Origin of the sequence: Lolliginicoccus lacisalsi, from assembly GCF_014841105.1 — a bacterium.
In the GTDB taxonomy this organism is placed as follows: domain Bacteria; phylum Actinomycetota; class Actinomycetes; order Mycobacteriales; family Mycobacteriaceae; genus Lolliginicoccus; species Lolliginicoccus lacisalsi.
In genome coordinates this window covers 96,382-122,963 of the sequence record NZ_JACYWE010000003.1, presented here as the reverse complement: position 1 = coordinate 122,963, position 26,582 = coordinate 96,382, and the positions used below count along the sequence as shown (strand labels likewise).

Genomic DNA, 26,582 nt, shown 5'->3' with positions numbered 1-26,582 from the left:
CAGGATCCCCGCCATCGGGTCCACGACAGCGCTGGGGGCCTAGCGGCGGCGGCCGCGCCCCGGAGCGCGCATGGTGTCCTTGCCGCGCTGGCGCTTGGTCCCGCCCGTTGCGGGCGGCTCCGCGCTTTCGCCGGGTTCCTTGGCGGGCTCCTTGGCGGTGGTGTCGTCCGGGCTGGCATCGTCGCTGGACGCGGGTGGGCGTGGTGCCGACGCCGAGGCGGCGGGCTGGGCGCCGTCGTCCTCGTTCGGCTTCTCGCCATCCTGGCCCTTGGCTTCCGGGGCCTTCTTGGCTTCGGCCTGATCCTTCTTGCGGCGGCCGGGTCGTCCCGGGATCGACGGCAGCAGCTTGCCGGCGGTGGCGAGGGCGGCGCGGGGCGAGGGCAGGCCCGATGGCTTCTCCGGCTCGGTGGCCTTCGGGGCGGCCGGTCCGCTCGGCGCGTCCGCGGCCTGATCGGCGCCCTCCGCCTTCTCTGCGCCTTGTTCGCCGGCGGGCTCCTTCGCGTGATCCTTCTCGTCGTGATCCTTCTCGTCCTCGAGCGCCTCGGCGATGGCGCGCTCGATCTCGGCGCGCCGCTCGCGCCGCTCGTGGCGATCAGCAATCCGCGCGGTCGTTGTGGCCGTGACGGTGCCGAGCACAGCGATCCAGGCGAGCAGCAGCGCGCTGGCCAGCCAGGGAGCGTAGGAAACGCTGCCGAGCACGCCGATGGGGCCGCTGGCGAGGAGAGCAAGGACGAGGAAGCCCCCGGCCTGGAGCGCCGCTGCCGCGACCACGGTGGCGACCTGATCGCGGATCTCGAGGTGGTAGCGGGTCACCGCCTTGCCCGTGACAACAGCGACCGCGGCCGGAACCACCAGCGCTAGCGGCCACCACGCCGCCGCGGGCCCGTCGGGCATGATCGCGAGAATGGGCAGGCCCGGGAGGGAGGCGGGCTCGGTCGCGAACAACGATGCGGATGCCTCACCGATCTGCACGGTGCCGCCGATCGTGGCGGAGGCGACGCCGACGATGATGTTCCCCAGATAGAGCAGCGAGAGCGCACCGAGGCCGAGGAACGACCCAGCTCCACCGAACGCGAGGAGCTGCTCGATCGCCTCCGACGCGGAGAGCACCAGCAGCGCGACCGTGATCGCTGCGCTGCTCGCCACGAGGACGAGCGCGCCACGCCGGGCAGCCTCGAGCGCGACGGCCACCCATTCCGGCAGCGTGATTCGCTCGGCGATGCGCTCCCGTACAAGGGGGGGGAGGGCCGCGGTGGCAGCGCCGCCATGAATGGCCGCGGTGAGCAGCAGCGCGATCAGCACGTTGGGCGTGTCGATCTTCAGGACTGTCGAGGCATCCTTGATGACGGCCAGGGAGATGATCGTCATGACGACGGGAATGGCGGTCGCGGCGGCGATGAGCTGTGCGAGCTCTCGGCTAGTCGTAGCGACCACCCTGGCCCGTCGCACGAAGTGGAACGTCAGAGCGACCATGCCGGCGGTGAGCAGGAGCGGCAGCACACCGAGGTGCACGCCACTGATCGGCAGCACCACCTGGTGGACCGCTAGCCAGGACGCGCCGACGGCTGCGAACACGCCGGTGAGATCGCTGCTCGAGGCCAGCAGCAGCGCCACGATCGTGACGGTGATAGCGCCCACCACTGCCCCGGTGGGCACGAACGCCGCCTTCATCAGCGAGCGGGCGACGTCGCTCATCTCGTTGCCGCGGCTCTCCTGCCGGGATGCGCGGGCTCGTCGTGCATGCAGATCGGTCATCGATATCGAGAGTGGCACTTTGCCGCCGCGGAGGGTGCAAGGCGCGCCGCTGCCGGGGCGCGAGTGTGCGCTAAACGACAGCTCGCGCGCTCAACCCTGTCGCTTTTCGCACAGCCGCCGGGGCCCGAGAGCGGGCGACAGCCGCCGGGACCAGAGAGCGCGAAAGCACGGACGCCGCGGCCTGCGAGTCGCAGTGCCGCGGCGTCCGGGGACCCAGCTCTAGGGCCTACTTCTTCTCGAGGATCGCGCGCGCGAGCTCCGCGGTGGCGGACGGGGTCTTGCCGACCTTCACGCCCGCGGCCTCGAGCGCGTCCTTCTTGGCCTGCGCGGTGCCGGAGGAACCGGAAACGATGGCGCCGGCGTGGCCCATCGTCTTGCCCTCGGGAGCGGTGAACCCGGCGACGTAGCCGACGACGGGCTTGGTGATGTTCGCCTTGATGTAGTCGGCGGCACGCTCCTCGGCGTCGCCACCGATCTCACCGATCATCACGATCAGCTCGGTGTCGGGCTCATCCTCGAATGCCTGGATGCAGTCGATGTGGGTGGTGCCGATGACCGGGTCGCCACCGATGCCCACGCAGGTGGTGAAGCCAAAGTCGGCGAGCTCGAACATCATCTGGTAGGTCAGGGTGCCGGACTTCGACACGAGGCCGATCTTGCCGGCTCCGGTGATGTTGGCGGGAATGATGCCGGCGTTGGCCTGCTCGGGGCTGATGATGCCGGGGCAGTTCGGCCCGATGATGCGGGTCTTGCCGCCCTTCTTCAGGTTGTAGGCCCAGAACTCGGTGGAATCGTGCACGGGCACGCCCTCGGTGATGACCACGGCGAGGGGGATCTCCGCGTCGATGGCCTCGATGACGGCGGCCTTGGTGAACGACGGGGGCACGAACAGCACGCTGACGTCCGCGCCGGTCTTCTCCATCGCTTCCTTGACGGAGGCGAAGACGGGGATGCCAGCGACATCGCTACCGGCCTTGCGGGGGTTGACACCACCGACGATGTTGGTGCCCGAGGCGACCATGCGGCGGGTGTGCTTGGTGCCTTCCGCCCCGGTGATGCCCTGGACGATGACCTTGCTGTCCTTGGTGAGGAAAATAGCCATTGTCTTCGTTCCCCTTTACTTTGCCGCTGCAGCGAGCTCAGCGGCCTTGGCTGCCGCGCCGTCCATGGTGTCGACCTGCTGCACGAGTGGGTGCCCGGCCTCGTCGAGGATACGTCGACCCTCTTCGACATTGTTGCCGTCGAGGCGGACCACGAGCGGCTTGTTCGCCTCGTCGCCGAGGATCTCGAGGGCCTTGACGATGCCGTTGGCGACGGCGTCGCACGCGGTGATGCCACCGAAGACGTTGACGAATACGCTCTTGACGCTCGGATCGCCGAGGATGACGTCGAGTCCGTTGGCCATCACCTCGGCCGAGGCGCCGCCACCGATGTCGAGGAAGTTGGCGGGCTTGACGCCACCGAAGTCCTCGCCGGCGTAGGCAACCACATCGAGGGTGGACATGACCAGGCCCGCGCCGTTGCCGATGATCCCGACCTCGCCCTCGAGCTTGACGTAGTTGAGGCCCTTCTCCTTGGCCTTGGCCTCGAGCGGATCGGCGGCGTCGGCGTCGACGAACTGCTCGTGGTCGGGCTGGCGGAAGTCGGCGTTGCTATCGAGGGTGACCTTGCCGTCGAGGGCGAGGATCTGGTCATCGGGGGTGCGCACGAGCGGGTTGACCTCGACGAGGAGCGCGTCCTCGTTCACGAAGACCTCCCACAGCTTGGCGATGGTCTCCGCGGCCGCGTCCAGGACCTCGGCGGGCAGCTTGCCCTGCTCGGCGATCTGGCGGGCGAGCTCGCGGCTGACGCCCTCGGTGGCGTCCACGGGAACCTTGGCGAGCGCGTCGGGGTTCTCGACGGCGACCTGCTCGATCTCNGACGCCCTCGGTGGCGTCCACGGGAACCTTGGCGAGCGCGTTTTTTGCCTTCCTTCGAGCACATCGCGAGGAAGGTGCGGTTCGTGCGGTCGAGCAGGAAGCCGATGTAGTACTCCTCGGCGATGTCGCTGGCCTCGGCGACGAGAAGCTTCTTAACGATGTGGCCCTTGATATCGAGGCCGAGGATGTCCTCGGCCTTGGCGCGGGCATCGGCGGCGTCAGTGGCGAGCTTGACGCCACCGGCCTTGCCGCGGCCACCGACCTTCACCTGGGCCTTGACCACGACCTGTTTGCCGATTTCCGCGGCGACCTGCTCGGCTTCCTCAGCTGTATCCGCGACGCGCCCCGGTGTGGTGGGGACTCCGTGCTTCGCGAAAAGCTCTTTCGCTTGGTATTCGAAGAGATCCATGTGCTCACCGTCTCATTTACTGTGACGCTCACCCGGGTTGGGGCGAGCCAAGTCGGACCTTAGTCCAGGCCATGCGCGCGCGTGGCACAGGCATGGCCCGGACGTGCGCTACGTCACGCCCTAGGCGAATCCAACCTATCGCGCGGGGCCACGAATCGTGACGTTATGGCGGTATTCGGTGGCCGCTGGAGTGCTTGGCGCGGGGTTCACCAGGGGTGGGGCGCCATAGTGAGGGCCGACCGCGGACGCTGGCCGGGCAATGGCAGCCAGGGGTCCGGTCGTGGCGGCGATCGGCACGGGGACCGTGGCGAGGGTGGCTGGGGCCCGGTTGGCAGCTGCCGCCTACATATCCCGGTTGGCGGCTGCCACCTATATATGGAGCCCATCCGCCACCGTTGACGCGATCCACCCACCCTTGGTCCACAGTTGCCACTGAAATAGCGGTGGCAGCTGGGGCCTTGCCGTGGCAGCAATCCGCCTGGGGTAGCAGCTGTGCGCATCGATGCCGATAACGGCGCCAGGGGCCCTCCGAGTGCTAGCCAGTAGCGAACTGCGTCCCAAATAGTGAGACGCTAGCCGTTGCCAAAGATCGCCTGCACTCCCGCAAACTGGGCTTTTGCGCTCCAGCGTTGTGAGTGCGCTCTCAAAACGGCCTCCAGGGGCTGTGAGTGCTTGCAAGCGTCGCAACCGTTTCGTTACCTTTTCATCAGTGAAAGTCACGATCTGATCACGACCACGGGGCGCCCCGACAGGCACTAGGCCCCGAGGATACGAACAACGATCGTGGACCAGCGGCAAGCACCACTTCCGCTGGCGTCATCAACCGGGATGACACCGCAGTCTTCAGCGAGACTGCGGCGGAACCGACCCGAGGGATTCGCACCCCTTTCTGGATACCCCATGCTGCGCACCACACTGAACAAACATGCCCAGAAGCGTGCCCCCAAGGGCCGTATGGCCCTCGCCGTCGTCACCATCGGCGCCTCCGTCGTTGGCGGACAGGCCGTCCTGCTCTCCGACACCACAGCGAGCGCGAACGACATCACCTTCGCCGCTTCGAGCGCTACTAGCGACAACATCGACCTCGTCGCCGCCGAGGCCAGCGCCCCGGCCGGCACCGTGCAGGTCCTCAACGTCAACCGGGCGCTTGATCCCTCCGCCTTCGCCCAGCAGCTTGCCACCGCGCAGCGCTTCAGCGACGAGCGTGCCGCCCGCGAGGCCGAGCTTCGCCGCCCGCTGTTCCACCTCCCCGCCATCGGCGTGCTGTCCTCCACGTTCGGCCAGCGCTGGGGCACCCTCCACGGTGGCATCGATATCGCCGGCCCGATCGGCACGCCGATCGTCGCCGTCGCCGGTGGCGAGGTCATCGACTCCGGGCCCGCCGCGGGCTTCGGGCTGTGGGTCCGCGTCCGCCACGATGACGGCACTGTCACCGTGTACGGCCACAACGACACCAACACCGTGTCGGTCGGCCAGCGAGTCGAGGCAGGCCAGCAGATCGCCACGATGGGCAACCGCGGCTTCTCCACCGGCCCGCACGTGCACTTCGAGGTGTGGATCAACGGCGACCAGAAGATCGACCCCATCGGCTGGCTCTCCAGCAAGGGCGTCAACGTCTTCGGCAGCAGCTGAGCAACCCGCTAGGAACACCTAGCAATCAAGACAGCAAGAGGGGCGCGTGCCAATCCCGGGGCACGCGCCCCTCTTGCTGCGCGCGGGGCCCGGGCTTGCCCGGGTCCCGCGCCTAGAGCTTCACCATGGGCACGCCGCCGGCGAGCATCAGGGTCATCGTCCCCGCACCACGGAAATCGATCGTCGCCCGGGTCATCGCCCCGTTGCCCTCGGTGCTGACGACGGTACCGAGGCCGAAGGTGTCGTGGCTGACACGATCACCGGCCGCTAGCTCGAGCATGGGCCGGCGCTGGCGCGCCCGCGGCAGGCTCGGCGCCGCGTCGGCCGGCTTGTCCGGTCCACCGCGCGAGGACCAGCCGCCCTGGCCTGCCCCGCGCTGGCCCCAGCTCCCCTGGCCCGATCCGAACTGGCCGGATCCGAACTGGCCCGCGCCGAACTGCGCGGCCGGGCTGGGTGCGACGCGCCGCCAGTTCATCAGTTGCTCGGGGATCTCCTGGAGGAACCGGGACTCCGGGTTGGCGGTCGGCTGCCCCCACGCGGAGCGGGTCACTGCCCGTGTCAGGTAGAGCCGCTGCTTAGCACGGGTGATACCGACATAGGCGAGGCGCCGCTCCTCGGAGAGCTCGTCGTTGTTGCCCAGCGAGCGCATGTGCGGGAACTGGCCGTCCTCCCACCCCGTGACGAACACGACCGGGAACTCCAGCCCCTTCGCGGTATGCAGCGTCATGAGCGTGACGACACCGGACTCGGACTCGGGGATCTGATCGGAATCCGCGACCAGTGACACACGCTCGAGGAACGCTGCCAGAGACCCGGGCTCTGGCTCGCCCTCCGCGGCGGTGATGCCCTCGGCGCGCAGCCTCATCGCCTCGTGGCTGTACTCGGCGGCCACGCTGACCAGCTCGTTGAGGTTGTCGAGCCGCGCCCCGTCCTGGGGATCGTTGCTGGCCTCGAGCTCGGCCCGGTACCCGGTCCGGTCCAGGATGGTCTCCACGAGCCGACCGAGGTCGAGATCGTCGTCCGCGGCGGCGAGGGGGGCGCGCAATTCGTCGAGCAGTTCCACGAACCCACCGATCGCGCGCTGGGCGCGGGTGCCGAGCAGCGCCACCGTGCCCGCGGCGGCATCGCGCAGCGCGGCACCGAACCCGATCCCCCGCTGCTCGGCATGCACCGAGACGCAGGCCTCGGCCCGGTCCCCGATGCCCCGGCGCGGCGTGTTGATGATCCGCCGCAGGCTGACGGTGTCGTCGGGGTTGGCCAGCACGCGCAGGTAGGCGACGATGTCGCGGACTTCCTTGCGCTCGTAGAAGCGCACGCTGCCGACGACCTTGTAGGGCAGGCCATGCCGGATGAGGATCTCCTCGAGCGCGCGCGACGCATTGTTGGTGCGGTAGAAGATGGCGATGTCGGAGTAGTTCACCTCGCCGCTCTCGGTGAGGTGGTCGATCTCGGACACGACGAAGGTGGCCTCATCATGCTCGTTGTCGGCGACATAGCCGACAATGGGCTCGCCTGACCCGGCGTCGGTCCACAGGTTCTTCGGCCGCCTCCCCTCGTTGCGGGCGATCACGGAGTTCGCGGCGGTGAGGATGTTCTGCGTGGACCGGTAGTTCTGCTCGAGCAGGATCGTCGTGGCATCGGTGAAGTCGCGCTCGAACTCGATGATGTTGCGGATCGTCGCGCCCCGGAAGGCATAGATCGACTGGTCGGCATCGCCCACCACGCACAGCTCCGCGGGCGGGATCCCGTCGGTCTTGTTCGTCCCGGCCCCGCACAGCTCGCGCACCAGCACGTACTGGGCGTGGTTGGTGTCCTGGTACTCATCGACGAGGATGTGCCGGAACCGGCGGTGATAGTAGGCGGCGACATCGGGGTACTGCTGCAGCAGCCGCACGGTCTCGCTGATCAGATCGTCGAAGTCCACCGCGTTCGCCTCGCGCAGGCGCCGCTGGTAGATGCTGTAGACGCGGGCCACCACGCGCGGCAGCTCGCCCGGCGCGCTCTCGGCATCGTCGGCGGCGCGCACCGGATCGATCAGCTCGTTCTTCAGGTTCGAGATCTGCGTGGCGAGCGACCGGGGCGTGAAGCGGCGCACATCGAGCTCGAGGTCCTTGGCGATCATGCCGAGCAGCCGGCGCGAATCATCGGCGTCGTAGATGGAGAAGTTCGTGTTGAGCCCGTCGACGAGGCCCGCCTGGGATCGCAGGATGCGCACGCAGGTGGAATGGAACGTCGCCACCCACATGCTGGCCCCCACGGGCCCGATGCGCCCGGCGACGCGCTCCCGCATCTCGGCGGCGGCCTTGTTGGTGAAGGTGATCGCGAGGATCTCCGACGGCCGCGCTCCCCGGTGCGCGAGGAGGTAGGCGATGCGCCGGGTGAGCACGGCGGTCTTGCCGGAGCCCGCGCCCGCGACGATCAGCAGGGGCGTGCCCGCGTGCACCACAGCCTCGTGCTGCGCGGGGTTGAGGCCCTCGAGGATCTGCTGCGGATCACCGCCAGTCCCGGGCTGGACGCTGCCCGCTGCCGGGGCCGTCCCACCAGGCCATTGCCCCGCCGTCCCGGTCGCGCTGCCCCACCCGTGCTGGCCTGTACCAGAAAGAATGTTCCTCACCCCATGCCGTGCTGCTCGTCGCGGACCCAACCAGGATAAGGCCGTGCACCGACAACGCCCACCACGCGTGCTCGCCCCGTCGCGCCATGAACCGGGAAATCCGCCCGCGCGGCGTGGCAGAATCAGGGGGCTAGGCGAGCGCCGGGCCACGGGCTCGGGCAGCACGACAGACGCCAGGACAGGGGATACACGTTGACGATGCCACCGGCCGACCACACTCCACCGATGAATGGGTCGAGCGAGCCGACCATCGAAGGCGCCGCGCCCGACATCGACGAGCTGCGCAAGGAGATCGACGAGCTCGACGCGCAGATCCTCCGGGCCATCAAGCGGCGCACGGAGGTCTCGCGCATCATCGGGCAGGTGCGCATGGCCTCCGGTGGCCCGCGGCTGGTGCACAACCGCGAGATGAGGGTCATCGAGCGATTCAGCGAGCTCGGTCCCGAGGGACAGACCCTGGCGATGCTGCTGCTGCGCCTCGGGCGCGGCAGGCTCGGCCGGGATCGCTGACACCGGGATGGCTGGCTCGTTGCGCTGAAGCGCCGTCGCCCACCGTCTAGGCTCGGTCGCACGGGACCAGACGAGACCCCGAGGAGCGCATGGTGACGCACACCCCCGACCGCCAGGACGTTTCCCCCCCGCGCGCGCCGCGCCCGATGCGTGGCACCCCGCAATGGGCCGCGCTGGAGAGCCACATGCCGGCATTGCGGGAACGCACGCTGCGCGAGCTGTTCGCCGCCGAGCCGGATCGCGCCGCCACCATGCGGATCAGCGCGGGCGAGCTCTACATCGACTACGCCAAGCAGCGCGTTGACGCGACCGGGCTGACGCTGCTGTCGGCCATCGCGGACGCGGCGGGCATCATCGAGCGGCGCGAGGCGATGTTCCGCGGGGAGCGCATCAACACGACCGAGGATCGCGCGGTGCTCCATACCGCGCTGCGCCTGCCGCGGTCCGCGAGCCTGATCGTCGAGGGCGCGGATGTGGTCGCCGAGGTGCACGAGGTGCTCGATCGCATGGGCCGCTTCACCGACCGGGTGCGCGCCGGCGAGCATCGCGGCGCCACGGGCGAGCGCCTCACCACTGTCGTCAATATCGGCATCGGCGGATCGGATCTCGGTCCCGCGATGGCCAGCGAGGCCTTGCGCCACTACTCCGACGCGGGCATCAGCGCGCGCTTCGTCTCCAACGTGGATCCCGCCGACCTCACCGCGGTGCTCGCGACCCTCGACCCCGCCCGGACGCTGTTCATCATCGCCTCGAAGACCTTCTCCACCCTCGAGACCCTCTCGAACGCCGAGGTCGCCCGGCGCTGGCTAGTCGACGGCCTCGGCGGCGATGAATCCGCGGTCGCGCGGCACTTCGTGGCGGTCTCCACGAACGCTGGCCGGGTGGCCGAGTTCGGCATCGATACCGCCAACATGTTCGGCTTCTGGGACTGGGTGGGCGGACGATACTCGGTGGGCTCCGCCATCGGGCTGTCGCTCATGCTGCGGATCGGCCGGCAGCGGTTCGGCGAGTTCCTGCACGGCATGCGCCTGATCGACGAGCATTTCCGCGACGCGCCCCTCGACCGCAACGCCCCGGTGGTGCTCGGGATGCTCGGCGTGCTGAACAGCGAGCTCCTGGGCGCGCAATCCCGCGTGGTGCTCCCCTATTCCAACGACCTCGCCCGCTTCCCCGCGTACTTGCAGCAGCTCACCATGGAATCCAACGGCAAGTCGGTGCGCCTCGACGGCAGCGCGGTGGATGGCAGCACCGGCGAGATCTACTGGGGCGAGCCCGGCACCAACGGGCAGCACGCCTTCTACCAGTTGCTCCACCAGGGCACCCGCCTCGTTCCCGCCGACTTCATTGGCTTCGCCGAGCCGACCGATGATCTGCTCACCGCCGACGGCTCCAGCATGCATGACCTGCTCATGGCGAACTTCCTCGCGCAGTCGCAGGTCCTCGCGCTCGGGCGCACAGCGGAGGAGATCGCCGCCGAGGGCACCGAGCCGGGCCTCGTTCCGCACAAGGTCATGCCTGGCAATCGTCCAAGCACCACCATCCTCGCGCCCCGGCTCACGCCGTCAGTGCTCGGGCAGCTCATCGCTCTCTACGAGCATCAGGTGCTAGTCCAGGGCACGGTGTGGGGCATCAATCCGTTCGACCAGTGGGGTGTAGAGCTCGGCAAGACGCAGGCCAAGGAACTGCTGCCGCTGATCACTGGCCCCGGTGCTTCCGCTCCCGGCAGCGACGTCGATGGGTCCACCGCGGCACTGATCGACCGCTACCGGTCCTGGCGCGGCCGCTCATGAGGGGCGCCCCGGGCGAGGAAAGCTACCTCGGCCTTGTCGATATGCACTTCCTGCGCACCCACCGCGGCCACGGCATGCCGGTGGTGATGCAGGGGATCTGGATGCTCGACGAGACGGTCGACGAGGCCACGTTGTCGCAGCTGCATCGCCGGCTCGCCGCCGGGCCGCTCAACCGGCGCGTCATCAAGCCCCTCGTCCCGGGCGCCCGTCCGTACTGGGCACTCGGCGCGAGCATCGCTCCCATCCACTACACGCGGCATGCCTTGCCTCGTGAGCGGGTCATCGAGTGGGCCGACGAGCGCACCCTCACCCGGCTCAATCCCGAGCATGGCATCGGGTGGGAGCTCAGCATCGCCCGCATCGCCGATGGCGGCACGATCATCTCGCTGGTGTGCTCGCACGCGCTGACCGACGCGCGGGGACTCATCGGGGCGGTGGAGGCCGCGGTCACCGGCACGCGGGAGAGCGTCGCGGGCCTCGCGCGCCGCCGCGCGCTCGGCAGCGAGCTGCGCGATGCTGCTGTCCAGTACTGGAAGTTCCTGATCGGCTCGCTGCTCGCCTTCTACACGATTTTCGTGCAGGGCAACAACCGCGATGAGATCGTCCGGCACCTGCGCCGCAACCGCGTGGAAGCGCTGCGTCGCAAGCGGGCCGCCACGATCGCGGAGAAGGGCAAGATCCCGGCGGGCTGGCGGGAGGCGACCACCATCATTGATGTGATGGCCAGTGAATGGGATGCCGTAGCGGCCCGCTCGAGCGGCACCCCGAACAGCCTGCTCGTGTGCATCGTGTCCAACCTGATGTACAGCAGCGGCGCCAAGGGGCTGCATGAGCCGGTGACCATCGGCATGCCCTTCGACACGTCGAGCGAGGAGGACGGCACCGAGAAGCCCCTGCGGTCGAACGCGCTGACGTTGTCGACCCTCACCTGGGCGCCGCGTGGCAGCCGGTATGGCGAGCTCTTCCTGCTCCGCGACAGGGCCCGCGAGGCGTTCCGGCGCACCTCCACGAGCACCATCCCGGAGGCAGCCCGCCCCGCCGCGTTCCCGCTCGCCACCCTCAACATCGTGCCCGATCGGGTCGCCACGAAGCTCACGAGCGCGAGCTCCATCACCGAGGCCGTCGCGTCGCATGTGGGCACGCTGCCCCAGTCGCTCACCCATCTGGGCAAGTACCCGGTGGCGTCCACCGCGGCGCGGGCGGCGCATCCGCGCTTCCACCCGGTGGACGCGCTGGCCGGGCCGCTCGTGATCGATGCCTGCCTGCTGCGCAACGGCGATCACTACACGCTGGCGGTCAACGGGGTGGATCCGGTGCGCTTCCCGACCTCGCGGGGCCTGCGGTCGCTGGTCATCAAGGAGCTGGAGAAGTGGGGGCTGGTGCCGCAGAGCTGGGATAGCAACGAGCCCGGCCTCGGCATCCCGGGCGGACCGTCCGCCCTGTTCTAGCCGTGCTAGCCGGGCAGCGCTATGGGGCCGCCCGGCGCACCAGGTAGGTATCCATCACCCATCCCGCGGAGTCCCTCGCGGCCTCGCGGGCTCGCGCGATCATCGGTGCCGCCTCGGCGATGGGGCCGGCGATGAGCTGCTCGGTGCGCGTGCCGAGGTTGGCGCCCCACCAGATGTGCCACGAGCCGGGCTCGCGCTCCTCGAGGGCGGCGTAGCCGTGGTGGGCATCGAGCATGACCACCGCGTTGGTGATGCCCGCGGGCAGGCCCCGCGCGAGCTGGCGGCCAGTGGTGATGTGGATGGGCTCGCCGATCCGGTTGAGGGGGATGCGGTGGCGCGCGGCCAGCGCCTGGATGCTGGTGATACCGGGGACCACCTCGACCGCGAGCGGGAGGCGGCCGTCGTGCTGCACGCGCTCGAGGATGCGCAGGATGCTGTCATACAGGGTCGGGTCCCCCCATACGAGGAAGGCGCCGGTGCCGTTCTCGGGCACTGCCGTGGCGATGGTGTCCGCGAACAGCGCAGCCCGGCGCGCGTGCCAGTCGGTGACAGCATGCTGGTAGTCATCGGGGATGCGGTCACGCTGCGGATCATCGATCTCGACCACCGCGTAGCCACCGTCGGGCCGGTGGGTGTCGAGCAGGGCGCGGCGGAGATCCACGAGCTCGCGCTTCGCATCACCCTTGTCCACGATGAGGAACACATCGGTCTGCTTGATCGCGTCGATGGCCTGCAGGGTGAGCTGCTGGGGATCGCCCGCGCCGATACCGATGACAAGGAGTGTCCGCATGGCGTTCACCCTGCCAGATGGATCGGGAGCGGCGTGCAACCGTCTCGCGGCTACCCGAGGGTTGCTGCTCCGGGCTCGCGGACGGGGCGGGCCTCGAGCGCGCTGCTGAGGCTGGGCAGCTCCATCAGCTCGGTGACGAAGACGCGCAGCTTCTCGGGGCTCTCGGTGTCGACCACACCGGGCGTGGTGATCAGCGAGGTGACGACGCGATAGAGCCACTCGGCCATCGGGACGAGCGCGCGCTGGTCAGCCGTGGGCTCGTCGCCGCGCGGGAAGTAGGGCGCCATGAAGTCCGCGACCCGCTCGATGAGCGTCTGCCCCTGCGAGGTGAGCAGGTGCGTCACGACCTGCGGATCCTCCTTGAGCGACTTCTGCAGCAGCTCGTGCTCGCGGGCGTAGCTGACGACGAAGACCACGCTGTCGACGAGCCGCGCCTTCGCGTGGGTGCCCCCCTCGATGACCGGGCGAAGCCGCTGGAGGAAGCTGTTGACCTCGCGCTCGAACAGTGCCTCGATGATGGCGGTCTGGTCGCCGAAGTACTTGTAGACGGTGGGTCGTGACAAGCCGGCGCGCTTGGCGATGGCGGCGTGCACCCGGGCGCGGAAGCCGGACTGCATCAGGCACTCCTCCGCAGCATCCAGGATGCGCGAGCAGATCTCGTTGCGCCGCAGCATGTCCACGGTCGGTCGCACAGGATTCATCGATTGAAAGTTGCTCACATCTATCCCCAACTGTCCCTCTGGGCCTCTCTGGCCCGGTTCCTCACCCAGCGGTGACGATATGCGTGACTGTGTACACGCTCTGCCGAGTCTAGACAACGGAAACGCGAAACAACTAGCACTTACGCGACAAGGTTCGTTGTCACAATCGACGATGAGCAACTATGCGGGACACCGGTTCGCGCGGTGTAACACTGCTCGGGCAAGCCGGAAGCGACCACGCTGCTGCCCTCCTGGCGCTCCGGGTCGCGCGTGCGAGCCCGACCGCCCTCGCGGTACACTCTTTCCCGCGCGCCGCGCATGCCCTCGTAGCTCAGTCGGATAGAGCGGGACTCTCCTAAAGTCCAGGCCACAGGTTCGATTCCTGTCGGGGGCACTCTCCCCCGCACCCCTGCTGCGCGCATGCCGCGAACGTACGCGTAGCCCCGTCCCAGCAGTGACTCCGATCACTCCTGCACCCGGACTTGTCGAAGATCTCGGCCAGTTCTTTACTTGCGCATGAAACCTTCCGGCTTCCGCTCGCGACAATGGAGGTGACGACACCCCCTCCTGCCGCGAAGGACCACCGGATCAGAATGCCCACGGCTTCATGAACACCTCCCCCTCCGGCATCCCCGGCTCGTGGCTCCTCGGGGAGCCCGCGGACCACCCGCGTGATCGGGTCCGCATCCAGGTGCTGCTCACCACGCTGCTGCTCGTCGCCAATGGGGTGGGCGTCGCCAGCGTGATCGCCTACCTCGCGCTGGTAGTGCCTGGCCCGATGGTGCTGGCCCCGCGGTTCGCGCAGCTGAACTTCATCGCTGTCCCCACCTACCTGATCGTGGCGTTCCTGCTCGGCAGCCTCGTCGCGACGCACCGAGCCACGCGGGAACTGCGATGGGCGATCGACGGCACGGTTCCCGACGAGGCGCAGCAGCAGTCCGCGCTCGCCATGCCGTGGCGGCTCACCAGGATCCAGGCGGGACTATGGCTCCTCGGCACGATCCTGTTCGCGCTCGGGTATGCCTCCGTCGACGCGTCGGTAGGCATCCGGGTCGGCCTGACAGCAGCGGGCACGACCGTGGTGGTGAGCGTCATGGCGTACCTGCTCAGCGAGTTCGCGCTGCGCCCGGCCGTCGCGAAGGCGCTCGCGGCCAACCCGGCGGCGCGCAAGCGCGCGGGCACGATCAGCGTCCGCACCCTCATCGGTTGGGTGGTCGGCACCGCCGTGCCCGTGGTCGCCCTCATGGTGCTCGCCGCCGAGGCATTGCTGCACGACGATCTCGACCGTGACACCCTGGCTTTCGCGATCCTCGCGACCGGCGTGATCGTGCTGGTGTTCGGCGCGCTGCTCGCGGCGCTGGCCGGCGCCTCGGTGGTGGCTTCGGTGAAGGTGGTGCGGGACGGGATGGCCCGGATCGAGGCCGGCGACCTCGAGGCACAGGTACCAGTCTTCGACGGCACCGAGCTGGGCGACCTGCAATCCGGCTTCAACTCGATGTCGCGGGGATTGAGCGAGCGCTCGCGGTTGCGGGACCTGTTCGATCGACACCTCGGCCAGCAGCTCGCCCGCCACGTGCTGGAATCACCGGGCAAGCAGCACCGGACCCATCACGCCGTTGCTGCGCTGTGCATCGATCTGGCGGGCCCCACGAGCGTGGCCGAGCATCGCCCGGCGGAGGAAGTGGTCGCGCTGCTCGACAGGATCTTCGCGATCGTCGTCGAGGAGGCCGGTCACGGCGGCGGGTTCGTCAACAAGTTCGCCGGCGACTCCGCCCTGGTCGTCTTCGGCGCGCCCGATGCGCTCGAGGATCCGGCCGGCTCCGCCCTGGCCACCGCGCGCGGCCTCGCGAGCAAGCTCGGCGAAGTGACACCGCGCCCCGGCCTCGGCATCTCCTACGGCCACGTCATCGCCGCGATCATGGGGTCCTCCGACCGGTCGAAGTACACGGTGGTGGGCGATCCGGTGAACGCGGCAGCCCTGCTCGCCCAGCACGCGCGGTCGCTTCAGGCCGGGGGCGTTGCCTCCGGCAGCGCGATCGCGGCAGCGTCCTCCACGGAATCGAACCACTGGAAGGTGATCGATCGGCACGCTCTCCCCGGCCGCTCGAGCCCCACCTACCTCGCTATCCCCTCCTACCTCGCCGCGGGGGCCATCGAGCCCGGCCCGCCACCAGCGATGGCGGCGACCAGCATGCGCTGGGCCAGCCTGCTCCCGGGTCGCCGCTAGCCCGGAACAGGTCATTCATCGAAAACCCTCAGGGTCTGCGCGGCGAAATCAGGGATAATAGGAGCAATGCTCCTAGTCACGAATCGGCGCGGCCCGCGGTCCGAGGCCACGGTGACGCGTGGTCGGCTGCGGCGCTACGCCACGCGGTCCGCCGTTCTCGCCATGGGCGCACTGATAGCCGCTAGCCCCTCCGCCACCGCGCAAGCCACCGGCGAGGACCAGGCCAGCGATGGCGACCGCGCCGCCACGACGACCGGGCAGCAGATCGGCCAGATGATCGGCGAATCGTGCGCCGATACCTACGTGCTGGGGGTACGCGGCTCGAACGAGCCACCGAACGACGCGGACTCGACTGCAAGCTCCGACGACGTTGTGTACCCGCCCGGCACCGAGGGCCTCGGCATGGGGCCGACAGTGCATGCGTTCTTCGAGGAGTTCAGCGCGAGCCGCGAGGAGTCGGGCGCGTCCGCGCCTGCTGGCCTGGGCATCACCTATCCAGCCGTGCGAGTGGGCGAGGGACTCCTGCTGTACCCGATGGTGTACCGGGATTCGGTGGATGAGGGCTCCCGGAACCTGCTCGCCGCGCTCGAGCAGATCAACGAGGCGTGCGGCGACGATGGCACCGACGTCGTGGTGTCGGGCGTCTCGCAGGGCGCCGATGTGATCAACACCGCCCTGGCGATCGAGGAGGAGCGCGGCACCGGCTGGTTCGATCAGGTGTCACGGATCGTGCTATTCGGCGACCCCAGCCGGTCCGCCGAGCAATCGGCGATCACCGCTGGGGCGGAGCGCGGCGAGGGCATCTTCCGGAGGGTTCCCCTCAGCGGCTTCGAGCAGGACGGCTGGATGGACCGGAACCCGCGGGTGATCTCGGTCTGCATTCCCGGCGATAGCGTGTGCGACCCCTCCGGCGACCCGGCCGACGCCGCCAATGTCACCGGCGCCGACGGCCTGTCCCCCTTCGACCGGCACCAGGCCTATGTCGATCCCGAGGTGCAGGTGCGCTGCCCGTCGGGAGAGGACGGCGAAGAGGTCTTCCTCGATGGCCCGGCCTGCGCCGCCGCCATCATGGCTATGCCGACGTCCCGCTGACGCTGGCCCGCTGGACGCGCAGCCGCGCCACGGCGTCCTCCATGTGATCGGCGAGCAGCCGGTAGGCGATCTCACCCGGACCGGAACCGATGGCGTCGCGCAGGGCAGCGTGCTCGGCGACCTGCTCGTGCACATCCTCATAGGTGGTTTGCAGGGCCCCCAGGCACATGCGGGTCTCGATGAGCAACGTACGGGCCGCGCGCACGAGCCGCGGGCTCGCCGAGCTCTGCACCAACACCTCGTGATACGGCTGGTCCGCATCCGATACGCCCGCCGCATCGCCCCGGTCCGCGGCCGCAAGCATCATCTCCACGGCCGGGCCCAGCGCGGCGTGGGTCGCCTCGCGCCTGCCATCGAGGATGCGGCACAGCGCGCCCCGCTCGATGGCCGCGCGCGCGAAGTACACGTCCTCGATATCGTCCATCGTCAGCTCGATGACAAAGATGCCGCGATGGCGGATGCTGTGCAGCAGCCCCTCGGACACGAGCCGCTGCATGGCCTCGCGGACAGGCCCGCGGGAGACGTCGAACTTCGCCGCGAGATCCGTCTCGCCGAGTTGCGCGCCCGGGGCGAGCGCGCCCCGCATGATCGCGATACGGAGCCGGTCGGCGATCAGTTCCGCAGTGGATTGCCGGGCGACGGGTTCAAGATCGAACATCGTCATGGTGGGGCCTTTCCTGGAACAGCGTTCCGAGCGCGGGCTGGACTGCCGTGATGCCGGCCAGGCGCAGCGCCTCCCAGATGGTCACCTGGTTGGCGGTGAGCACAGGCTTGCCGAGCGTGGATTCGAGCCGGGGCAGCCCTCCGATGGTGTGCATCGCCGTGTCCGGGATCAGCAGGGCCTGGGCATCGGCGTGGTCGTTGGATGTCGCGAGATCCAGGACCTGGTCGGGGGCGAGGGTACCAACCTCGGCGGCGGTATCGATACCTGCGCTGGACATGCGCACCACCTCGATGCCCGCGGCGGCGAGGAACTCGACGAACAGCCTGGCGACATCGTCGGGATAGCTCGCGGCGACGGCCACCTTGGTGATGCCGAGCGACTGGGCGGCGTGCACGAACGCGTAGCTCGTGGAGGAAGCAGCCGTGCCCGCAGCCTCGGCAAGGCCCTCGACCTGGCCGGGAGCACCGCCGGTTCCGTAGACGAAGCTGCCGGAGGTGCAGGCCCAGATGACCGCGGCGGGATGGGAGCTGGCCAGCAGGCTGGCACCGTGCGCGAGCTTGTCGGGGCTACCGAGATCGAGCAGCTCCGGCACGGCATGCAGATCGGTGCCGTAGATGTGCTCGACCCGCAGCGTGACATCGGTGCCGGCCTCCCGGAGCAGGCGCTCGGCGAGCGGGTAGTCGTCCTCGGCGGCGTGGTCGGGGTAGATGAAGCCGAGCGCGGTGGCGGTGGTGGTGCTCATTCACTCTCCCTGGAATACGTCGCGGAGCCATTTGCCGGGCCCCATCATGGGCAGCTTCATGTGGCCGAGGCAGGCCCACATGGAGAGCTGGTTGGCGGTGAGGATGGGCTTGTTGAGGAGGGTCTCGAGCGGCTCGATGAGGTCGTAGGTGGGCAGGTTGGTGCAACTGACGAAGATGGCCTCGGACTCGGGAGTGTCTGCTGCCACGATGCGCTCGGCGATGGTGCGGTAGTTGACCTTCCAGATGCCACCGCCGAGGCCGAGGTGGTCGGACTTGAGGACCTCGACGCCGAGCTCGCCGAGGAAGTCGTGGAGCCGCTCGGTGAGCGGGGCGTCATAGGGGGTGATGACGGAGATGCGGCGCAGGTCGAGGTGCTCGAGCGCTTCGGCGAGGGCACCGCTGGTGGTGATCGCGTCAGGGGCCCCGGCCTCGATCATTGCCTCGCGGAGCGCTTTCTCGTGGGCGACGCCGTTGACGAAGCTGCCGGAGGTGCACATGTAGGCGACGACCTCGGGCTCGACGTGCATGATGTCGCGCGTGGCGGCCTTGATGAGCTTGGTGTCGGAGACGAGCTCGGCCATGGCGCAGCTGACCTCGACGTCCTCGTAGGGCGTGCGGGCCTGGTGGAGACTGACCTCGAGTGGCAGCCAGCGCCACAGCTCGCGCTCGAGGGCCATGTCGAAGGGCGCGATGATCCCGACCCCGCGCTGCGCGATGGGGCCTTCGAAGTCGGGGAGGTTGAGTTCCAACACGGGCCCTCGCCTTCAGTCGTGAGTGTTCCTTCTGGCATTTAAGCAGATTGTTGACAATCATACGAGTGCCTCATACGGTGTCAACGTGACCGAGAACCCCATCATCACGGTCCTCCACGGCGACGCCCGGCCCGACGAGGACCTCCTCGCCCCCGTCCGCGAGCACGCCACCCTCCGCTACTCCACCGCCGAGCAACTGCCCGAGACACTGCCCGGCGCGCGCGTCCTCTTCGCCTACGACTTCTTCAGCCACGCCGTGCCCGACGCCTGGCCCCACTCCGACGACCTCGAGTGGATCCACATCGCCTCCGCCGGCGTCGAGCGATTCATGTTCGACGAGCTCTCTGCCAGCAACGTCGTCGTCACCAACTCGCGCGGCATCTTCGATCCCCACATCGCGGAGTACGTGCTCGGGCAGATCCTCTCCTTCGCCAAGGACTTCCCCCGCTCCCTGCGGTTGCAGCAGGAGCGCGAGTGGCAGCACCGCGAGTCCGAGCGCATCGCCGGCAAGCACGTCATCGTCGTCGGCACCGGGCCCATCGGGCGCGCGATCGGCCGCCTCCTGCGCGCCGCTGGGATGAAGGTCACAGGCTCCGGGCGCCGCGCCCGCGACAACGACCCCGACCTCGGCACCATCATCGCCCAGGAGGACCTCCCCGCCGCGCTCGCCACCGCCGACTACGTCGTCTCCATCGCGCCAAGCACCCCGCAGACCCGGCACATGTTCAACGCGGAGATGTTCGCCGCGATGAAGCCGACCGCCCGCTTCATCAACGTTGGCCGCGGCGACCTCACCGTCACCGACGACCTCGTCGCCGCGCTGCGCGACGGCACCATCGCCGGGGCGGCCCTCGACGTCATCGACCCCGAGCCGCCACCCCCCGACCACCCGCTCTGGGGGCTCGGCAACGTCATGATCACCCCGCACAACGCCGGCGATGTCGTCGGCTGGCGCGATGACCTCACCAGCCTGTTCATCGAGAACTTCCAGCGCTGGCGGCGCGGCACCGAGCTTCTCAATATCGTTGACAAAGATCGTGGTTACGTCCCGGGCTAAGGAGCACCCATGAACCCCACAGAGCTGACCGCCACCGAGCTTGTCACCGCTTACACCGCGGGCGCGCTCTCCCCCGTGGAGGCCACCCAGGCAGTGCTCGACGCCATCGACGAACGTGATCCCGAGATCAACTCGTTCTGCCTCGTCGATAGCGAGCGTGCCCTCAAGCAGGCCAAGCAGGCCGAGGAGCGGTACCGCCGCGGCCACGTCAAGGGACTCCTCGACGGCGTGCCCATCTCCATCAAGGACATCTTCCTGACCAAGGGCTGGCCCACGCTGCGCGGCTCGCAGTGCATCGACCCCGCGCAGGAATGGACCATCGACAGCCCCATCACCGCGCGCCTGCGCGAGGACGGCATGGTCTTCGTCGGCAAGACCACCACGCCTGAGATCGCCTGGAAGGCCACCACCGACAGCCCCCTGACCGGCATCACCCGTAACCCCGCCGACCCGAGCAAGACAGCGGGAGGCTCCTCCGGTGGCAGCGCCGCCGCGGTCGCCGCGGGCCTCGGCCCCTGCTCCGTCGGCACCGATGGCGGGGGGAGCATCCGCATCCCCGCCTCGTTCTGCGGCATCGTCGGATTCAAGCCCACCCACGGGCGCATCCCCATGTTCCCCGCGAGCCCGTTCGGCCCGCTCGCCCACGGCGGCCCCATGACCCGCACGGTCGAGGACACCGCGCTGCTCATGGACATCCTGTCGCTGCCCGACCCCCGCGACCCCACCTACCTCGGGCCCACCTTCACCACCTATCGGGGACAGATGAACCGCGACGTGCGCGGGCTCGGTGTCGCCTACTCCAAGAACCTCGGCTACGTCACCGTCGATCCCGAGGTGGCCGCCATCGTCGACGCGGCCGTGCGCCAGCTCGACGAGGCCGGGCTGCCGGTCACCGAGGCCGACCCCGGATTCAGCGACCCGCTCGAGGCGTTCGAGCTGCTCTGGGCCGCCGGCGCCGCCGCCTTGCTTGCCGGGTTCCCCGAGGGATCGCGCGAGAAGGTCGACCCCGAGCTCGGCAAGGTCTGGGACGCTGGCAACAGCTACAGCGCCGTCGAGTACCTCGAGGCACGCGGCGTCGCCGCCCAGCTCGGCATCATCATGGGCAACTTCCACAACATCCACAACCTGCTCATCACCCCCACCATGCCGATCACCGCGTTCGAGGCCGGCCACGACGTGCCGCCCGACAGCGGGCTGAAGTCCTGGCCGCAATGGACCCAGTTCAGCTACCCGTTCAACATGACCCAGCAGCCCGCCATCAGCATCCCGGTCGGCACCACCAAGGCCGGGCTGCCCGTAGGCCTGCAGATCATCGGGCCCCGCCACTCCGACGACCTCGTGCTCGCCGTCGCCCGCTATGCCGAGCACGTTCTCTCGGTGTAGGGGTTATCGGGGGCTCTGCCTCGCGCGGGTGCCTAGCGCGAGTGCCTAGCCGGGGTGCCTAGCGCGAGTGCCTAGCCGGGGTGCCTAGCGCCCCGGGGGGTGCCTAGCGCCGGGAGAGCGCGAAAAACGACACGATTTCTCGCGGGACCTGTCGCTTTTCGCACTCTCCCGGGCCGAAATCGCACTCTCGCGGGACGAACCGGGCCCAGCCAGCCCGCACCACGCCGAGTTGGCCCGCACCACCCGCGGCGCCCGGCGCTGTCGATACCCTCGAGGCAAGCCCCGAACAGCCCCAGGGAGACGAAGATGACCAGCCCCACCGATCCGCTGCACGAGCTCGCCGCCCTCGCCGGGACATGGCATGGCACCGGCCATGGCCACTACCCCACCATCGAGGAGTTCGACTATCGCGAGGAGATCGAGCTTGCCCCCTCGGGCAAGCCGTTCCTGTTCTATCGCTCCCGCACCTGGAACCTGCGGACCGAGCAACCCATGCACACCGAGTGCGGCTATCTCCGTCGCACCACCTCGGGCAGCATCGAGTGGTTGCTGAGCCAGCCGACCGGATTCACCGAGATCCATGCGACGCGCTGGCACGGCGGCGTGCTGGAGTTCCATCCGGTCCGCATCGAGCGGTCGGTCGAGGCCAAGCCCGTGCACGATGTACGCCGCAAGCTAGTGCTCGAGGGCGATCGACTGGTGTTCGACATGTGGATGGCGCACGCCGAGACGCCCCTGACCCATCACCTGCACGCGGAGTACGCGCGCGGCTAGGCCCAGGGGCGTCGAGGGCAGCGGCGTCGAGGGCGGCGGCGTCGAGGGCGGGGGCGTCAAGGGCAGCGCCAGAGAGCTAGAAAGCGGCCTCGTCGAGCTCCATGATCGTGCTGTCGAGACTCGCGAGCACCGAGCGGGTGGCGGAGATCATCGGGAGGACATTGGCGGCGAAGAATCGCGCGCTGGCGATCTTGCCCTCGTAGAACGCTGTATCGCGCGCACCGGCATCGATGGCGGCGTGGGCGATCTCGGCGTGGCGGAGCAGTTGCCAGCCGATGATGAGGTCGCCGACGGCCATGAGCAGCCGCACCGAGCCGAGGCCGATGGTGTAGAGGTTGGCGGGCTCGTCCTTGGCTCCCATGAGGTGCCCGAACATGACGCCGAGGATGGCCTGCACATCCTCGAGCGCGGCGCGCAAGCGTTCGCGGCCTTCAGCGAGGCGCTCGTCGGCATCGGGGCTATCGACGAACGCGGCGATCTGGCCGGCGATGTGACCGATGGCGACGCCTTGGTCGCGGGCGATCTTGCGGAAGAAGAAGTCCTGCGACTGGATGGCGGTGGTGCCCTCGTAGAGGGAGTCGATCTTGGCGTCGCGGATGTACTGCTCGACGGGGTAGTCCTGCAGGAATCCGGAGCCGCCGAGCACCTGCAGCGACTCGGAGAGCAACTGGTAGGCCCGCTCGGAGCCGACGCCCTTGACGATGGGCAGGAGGAAGTCGTTGACCCGCGCGGCCATCTGCTCGTCGGCGCCGGAGACGATCGCGGCGACGGCGGGGTCCTGGTGCGCGGCGGTGTAGAGGTACACGGCGCGCAGGCCCTCGGCGTAGCACTTCTGCAGCATCAGCGAACGGCGCACGTCGGGGTGGTGGGTGATGGTGACGCGCGGGGCGTCCTTGTTGGTCATCTGGGTCATGTCGGCGCCCTGCTCGCGCTGCTTGGCGTAGTCAAGGGCATTGAGGTAGCCCGTGGATAGCGTCGCGATGGCCTTGGTGCCGACCATCATGCGGGCTTCCTCGATGACGCGGAACATCTGGGCGATGCCGTCGTGCACGTCGCCGACGAGCCAGCCGACGGCCGGGGTGCCGTGCTGGCCGAACGTCAGCTCGCAGGTGGCGGACGCCTTGATGCCCATCTTGTGCTCGACGCCGGTGACGAAGACGCCGTTGCGCTCGCCGGGCTCGCCGGTCTCGGGGTCGAAGTGGTACTTGGGCACGAGGAACAGGGAGAGGCCCTTGGTGCCGGGTCCCGCGCCTTCGGGCCGGGCGAGCACCATGTGCATGATGTTCTCGAAGAGGTCACCGGAGTCGGCGGGGGTGATGAAGCGCTTGACCCCGTCGATGTGCCAGGTGCCGTCGGGCTGCTCGGTGGCCTTGGTGCGGCCCGAGCCCACGTCCGAGCCGGCATCGGGCTCGGTCAGCACCATGGTGGCGCCCCAGTTGCGGTCCACCGCGAGCTTCGCCCAGTGCTTCTGCTGCTCGTTGCCGATGCCGTGGAAGATGTCGGCTCCCTTGGGCCCGGCTAGGTACATGTAGGCGGTGGGCTGGGCGCCGAGGATGAGCTCCTTGATGGCCCAGCCGAGCATGGAGGGGGCGGGCTCGCCGCCGATCGCGGGGTCGAGGCCGATGCGGAAGTACTCGGCCTCGTGCCAGGTCTTGATGGCCTTGACCAGGCTCGCGGGCAGCTCGACGCTGTGGCTGGCCGGGTCGAAGACGGGCGGGTTGCGGTCGGCATCAGCGAACGGGTCGGCGATGGGCCCCTCGGCGAGCCGCGCGGCCTCGGTGAGGATCTCGCGGACGGTGTCGCTGTCGAGATCGCCGAAGGTGCCGGTGGCAAGCACGTCGCCGAGCCGGAGGGATTCGAACAGGTTGAACTCGAGGTCGCGCACGTTGCTGCGGTAATGGCCCACCGGTTGTTCCTTCGTCTCGATGCTGGTCGTCCGCGCCACCGGGATCTGGCGGCACGAATCACACCTTTGAGCACGGCGGCCTGGTTACGCAACCGTAGACGCGTCAAGCATTGCCAATGCCGCGGCAGCGAGGCTATTCTTATTTCAACACCGTTGAATTAAGGATGCGCGCCATGACCACCACCGCCATCACGGTCGACGGCCTCACCGTCCACCGCGGAAAGCACCCCGTCCTCCACTCGCTCGGCTTCACCATCCCGGAGGGCAGCGTCGCCGGGCTGCTCGGACCCAGCGGCAGCGGCAAGACCACCCTCATCCGCGCCCTCGTCGGCGTCCAGATCATCAAGTCCGGCACGATCACCGTGCTCGGCGACCCCGCCGGCTCACCGTCCCTGCGCGGCACCGTCCGCTATGTCACCCAGGACGCCAGCGTCTACGACGACCTCACCATCGCCGAGAACGTCCAGTACTTCGCATCCCTCTACGGATGCAGCAGCGACGACGTGGCGCACGCCATCGACGCCGTCCACCTCGACCACCTGCCAGGCTCGCGGCTCGTCCGCGACCTCTCCGGCGGCCAGCGCACCCGCGTCACCCTCGCCTGCGCGCTCGTCGGCGCCCCCCGCATCCTCGTGCTCGACGAGCCCACCGTCGGCCTCGACCCGGTGCTCCGCGAGGACTTGTGGACCATGTTCCACCAGCTCGCCGATGCAGGGACGACCATCCTCGTCGCCAGCCACGTCATGGACGAGGCCCGCCGGTGCGACAGGCTGCTCTTCCTGCGCGACGGCCACCTCATCGCGGACGACACTCCCGCCGCCATTCGACGCACCACCAGCCAGGACGACCTCGAGGACGCCTTCCTCGCGCTCGCCCACCGCGACTGACCCCCCCGCTGCTGAACCCCCTGCAGCACGCCACCGCCCTCACGCCCGGAGGCCACCATGAACATCCGCATCCTGCTCGCCACCACTCGCAGGGTCCTGCGCCAGCTCAGCCGCGACCACCGCACCATCGCCATGATCCTGCTGCTGCCCAGCTTCCTGCTGACCATTCTCTACTTCATGTACGAGGACAACACGATGCTGTTCCAAGGCATCGCCACGATCATGCTCGGCATCCTGCCGTTCACGGTCATGTTCCTCATCACCAGCATCGCCATGCTCCGCGAACGCACCTCGGGCACGCTCGAGCGGCTCATGGCGTCCCCCCTGCACAAGCTCGACCTGCTCTTCGGCTACGGGCTCGCGTTCGGCCTCGCCGCCACCGCGCAGGCCACCGTCACCATCGCCGTCGCCTACTTCGCGTTCGACGTGCGCCCCACCGCCGGCACCGCGCTCGTCGCCCTCGTTGCTGTCGTCAACGCGCTCCTCGGCGTCTCGATCGGCCTGTTCACCAGTGCCTTCGCCCGCACCGAGTTCCAATCCGTGCAGTTCATGCCGCTGATCGCTTTCCCGCAGATCCTGCTGTGCGGGCTGTTCGTGCCCCGCGCGGAGATGAACATCGTGCTCCAGCACATCAGCGACGTCCTCCCCCTCACCTACGGCGTCAGCGCGCTCCAGGAGATCGCCGCGCCCTCCCCCGCCACCACGGAGATCTGGACCGACATCGGGATCGTGGCCGGAGTGGTCGCCCTCGCCCTCGTCCTCGCCGCAGCGACCCTGCGCCGCCGCACCCCGTGATACTGCGCCGCCGCACCCCGTGATACTGCGCCGCCGCACCCCGTGACCGGGAAGGACCCCATGCCCGAGCAACCACAAGCCAGCCAGCGCGGACGCCGCCCGGGCGATCCGGCCGAGACGCGTGACAACATCCTCGACGCCGCCCGCGGCCTCTTTGCCGAGGCCGGGTTCGACAAGGCCAGCATCCGCCGCATCGCCGCCCGCGCCCAGGTCGATCCCGCGCTCATCCACCACCATTTCGGCACCAAGCAGCAGCTATTCATCGCGGCAATGCGCGCCCCCGTCAATCCCGTCGACATCGTGAAGGGAATCATCGACGGACCACCATCCGAGCTCGGGCACCGCATCGCCGAGGCCTTCGTCGGCGTCTGGGACTCCCCTGCCGGAACAGGCCTCGCGCACACCCTGCGCGCGGTGCTCGCCCAGGACGGCATGACCATCGCGATCCGCGAGTTCGTCAACCACCAGCTCGTCCCCGTCCTCATTACCGCCCTCGACGGCGACGAGCAGGAGCGCCGGTTCCGCGCCAACCTCGCCCTCTCGCAACTGCTCGGGCTCGCCGTCACCCGCTACCTCGTGCGCATCGAGCCGATCGCCGACGTCCCCGCGACCGAGGTCGTGCGGCACATCGCGCCGACCTTGCAGCACTACCTCACCGGGCCGCTCGACGCGGACTGATGCGCGCGTGGCCCTCTGCTCGCGCGCGGCCCGGGTAGCAGCAGGAGCCGTGGCGA

General features: G+C 69.0%; 21 protein-coding genes, 1 tRNA gene and 1 pseudogene. 13 read left to right on the top strand and 10 right to left on the bottom strand.

All coding sequences use genetic code 11. The features are described 5' to 3' along the window. Positions 1-39 precede the first annotated feature (39 nt). The 3 genes and pseudogenes from HT102_RS06265 to sucC all read right to left on the bottom strand — a co-directional run bounded on the left by HT102_RS06265 (position 40) and on the right by sucC (position 4,083). On the bottom strand, positions 40-1,755 hold the full coding sequence (locus tag HT102_RS06265) for a cell division protein PerM (RefSeq protein WP_192038559.1): 1,716 nt from the start codon (positions 1,753-1,755) through the stop codon (positions 40-42). 226 nt (positions 1,756-1,981) lie between these two features. After that, complete coding sequence (gene sucD, locus HT102_RS06260; protein ID WP_192038558.1) at positions 1,982-2,857, bottom strand: succinate--CoA ligase subunit alpha; 876 nt, start codon at positions 2,855-2,857, stop codon at positions 1,982-1,984. A 15-nt stretch (positions 2,858-2,872) separates the two neighbouring features. Continuing rightward, positions 2,873-4,083: pseudogene (sucC, locus tag HT102_RS06255) on the bottom strand (ADP-forming succinate--CoA ligase subunit beta). A 900-nt stretch (positions 4,084-4,983) separates the two neighbouring features. Here sucC and HT102_RS06250 point away from each other — a divergent pair. Then, entirely contained in the window at positions 4,984-5,715 is a 732-nt protein-coding gene (locus HT102_RS06250) for a M23 family metallopeptidase (RefSeq protein WP_192038557.1), read from the top strand. Positions 5,716-5,827: 112 nt separating this feature from the next. On the opposite strand, the gene pcrA is transcribed toward HT102_RS06250, so the two are convergent. Beyond that, positions 5,828-8,320, bottom strand: coding sequence for a DNA helicase PcrA (gene pcrA, locus HT102_RS06245; protein WP_408611326.1), 2,493 nt, complete (start codon positions 8,318-8,320; stop codon positions 5,828-5,830). 234 nt (positions 8,321-8,554) lie between these two features. On the opposite strand from pcrA, the gene HT102_RS06240 reads away from it, so the two are divergent. From HT102_RS06240 to HT102_RS06230, 3 genes are all read left to right on the top strand, one after another. Next, positions 8,555-8,839, top strand: coding sequence for a chorismate mutase (locus tag HT102_RS06240; RefSeq protein WP_192038556.1), 285 nt, complete (start codon positions 8,555-8,557; stop codon positions 8,837-8,839). A 146-nt stretch (positions 8,840-8,985) separates the two neighbouring features. Then, complete coding sequence (gene pgi, locus HT102_RS06235; RefSeq protein ID WP_225443362.1) at positions 8,986-10,629, top strand: glucose-6-phosphate isomerase; 1,644 nt, start codon at positions 8,986-8,988, stop codon at positions 10,627-10,629. Beyond that, entirely contained in the window at positions 10,626-12,077 is a 1,452-nt protein-coding gene (locus tag HT102_RS06230; RefSeq protein WP_192038554.1) for a hypothetical protein, read from the top strand. The genes pgi and HT102_RS06230 overlap by 4 nt, the downstream gene beginning before the upstream one ends. A 19-nt stretch (positions 12,078-12,096) precedes the next feature. Here HT102_RS06230 and cobF read toward each other — a convergent pair whose 3' ends face one another. Both cobF and HT102_RS06220 read right to left on the bottom strand, forming a co-directional pair. Beyond that, positions 12,097-12,867, bottom strand: coding sequence for a precorrin-6A synthase (deacetylating) (gene cobF / locus HT102_RS06225; RefSeq protein ID WP_192038553.1), 771 nt, complete (start codon positions 12,865-12,867; stop codon positions 12,097-12,099). 50 nt (positions 12,868-12,917) lie between these two features. Then, positions 12,918-13,568 carry a TetR/AcrR family transcriptional regulator gene (locus HT102_RS06220; protein WP_225443328.1) on the bottom strand — a complete coding sequence of 217 codons (651 nt, stop codon included), beginning with the start codon at positions 13,566-13,568 and terminating at the stop codon, positions 12,918-12,920. Between the two features lie 320 nt (positions 13,569-13,888). Between HT102_RS06220 and HT102_RS06215 the strand changes: the two genes are divergently transcribed. The 3 genes from HT102_RS06215 (at position 13,889) to HT102_RS06205 (ending at position 16,887) form a co-directional block, all read left to right on the top strand. Beyond that, positions 13,889-13,962, top strand: a tRNA-Arg gene (locus HT102_RS06215). A 213-nt stretch (positions 13,963-14,175) separates the two neighbouring features. Beyond that, the gene (locus HT102_RS06210; RefSeq protein ID WP_192038552.1) at positions 14,176-15,795 is read left to right on the top strand and encodes an adenylate/guanylate cyclase domain-containing protein; all 1,620 of its coding nucleotides are present in this window, start codon (positions 14,176-14,178) and stop codon (positions 15,793-15,795) included. A gap of 66 nt (positions 15,796-15,861) precedes the next feature. After that, positions 15,862-16,887 carry a cutinase family protein gene (locus HT102_RS06205; RefSeq protein WP_192038551.1) on the top strand — a complete coding sequence of 342 codons (1,026 nt, stop codon included), beginning with the start codon at positions 15,862-15,864 and terminating at the stop codon, positions 16,885-16,887. Here HT102_RS06205 and HT102_RS06200 read toward each other — a convergent pair. The 3 genes from HT102_RS06200 to HT102_RS06190 are packed head-to-tail and all read right to left on the bottom strand — an operon-like array spanning position 16,868 to position 19,043. Then, a complete protein-coding gene (locus tag HT102_RS06200; RefSeq protein WP_192038550.1) occupies positions 16,868-17,551 on the bottom strand; it encodes a GntR family transcriptional regulator in 684 nt (227 codons plus the stop codon). The genes HT102_RS06205 and HT102_RS06200 overlap by 20 nt on opposite strands. Next, on the bottom strand, positions 17,532-18,293 hold the full coding sequence (locus HT102_RS06195) for a maleate cis-trans isomerase family protein (protein WP_192038549.1): 762 nt from the start codon (positions 18,291-18,293) through the stop codon (positions 17,532-17,534). The genes HT102_RS06200 and HT102_RS06195 overlap by 20 nt, the downstream gene beginning before the upstream one ends. Further along, positions 18,294-19,043 carry an aspartate racemase/maleate isomerase family protein gene (locus HT102_RS06190; RefSeq protein ID WP_333473337.1) on the bottom strand — a complete coding sequence of 250 codons (750 nt, stop codon included), beginning with the start codon at positions 19,041-19,043 and terminating at the stop codon, positions 18,294-18,296. Between the two features lie 88 nt (positions 19,044-19,131). On the opposite strand from HT102_RS06190, the gene HT102_RS06185 reads away from it, so the two are divergent. The 3 genes from HT102_RS06185 (at position 19,132) to HT102_RS06175 (ending at position 22,260) form a co-directional block, all read left to right on the top strand. Continuing rightward, complete coding sequence (locus HT102_RS06185) at positions 19,132-20,103, top strand: D-2-hydroxyacid dehydrogenase (protein WP_192038548.1); 972 nt, start codon at positions 19,132-19,134, stop codon at positions 20,101-20,103. Positions 20,104-20,112: 9 nt separating this feature from the next. Then, positions 20,113-21,486, top strand: a complete 1,374-nt coding sequence (locus HT102_RS06180) for an amidase (RefSeq protein WP_192038547.1) — start codon at positions 20,113-20,115, stop codon at positions 21,484-21,486. A 306-nt stretch (positions 21,487-21,792) separates the two neighbouring features. Beyond that, entirely contained in the window at positions 21,793-22,260 is a 468-nt protein-coding gene (locus HT102_RS06175) for an FABP family protein (protein WP_192038546.1), read from the top strand. A gap of 76 nt (positions 22,261-22,336) precedes the next feature. On the opposite strand, the gene HT102_RS06170 is transcribed toward HT102_RS06175, so the two are convergent. Beyond that, complete coding sequence (locus tag HT102_RS06170) at positions 22,337-24,166, bottom strand: acyl-CoA dehydrogenase (RefSeq protein WP_192038545.1); 1,830 nt, start codon at positions 24,164-24,166, stop codon at positions 22,337-22,339. Between the two features lie 173 nt (positions 24,167-24,339). Here HT102_RS06170 and HT102_RS06165 point away from each other — a divergent pair, with 173 nt between their 5' ends. From HT102_RS06165 to HT102_RS06155, 3 genes are read left to right on the top strand one after another with little or no spacing between them, the layout of a single operon-like run. Further along, complete coding sequence (locus HT102_RS06165) at positions 24,340-25,053, top strand: ABC transporter ATP-binding protein (RefSeq protein ID WP_192038544.1); 714 nt, start codon at positions 24,340-24,342, stop codon at positions 25,051-25,053. A gap of 57 nt (positions 25,054-25,110) precedes the next feature. Then, on the top strand, positions 25,111-25,848 hold the full coding sequence (locus HT102_RS06160; RefSeq protein ID WP_192038543.1) for an ABC transporter permease: 738 nt from the start codon (positions 25,111-25,113) through the stop codon (positions 25,846-25,848). A gap of 60 nt (positions 25,849-25,908) precedes the next feature. Next, positions 25,909-26,526, top strand: a complete 618-nt coding sequence (locus tag HT102_RS06155) for a TetR/AcrR family transcriptional regulator (protein ID WP_192038542.1) — start codon at positions 25,909-25,911, stop codon at positions 26,524-26,526. Positions 26,527-26,582: the final 56 nt, after the last annotated feature.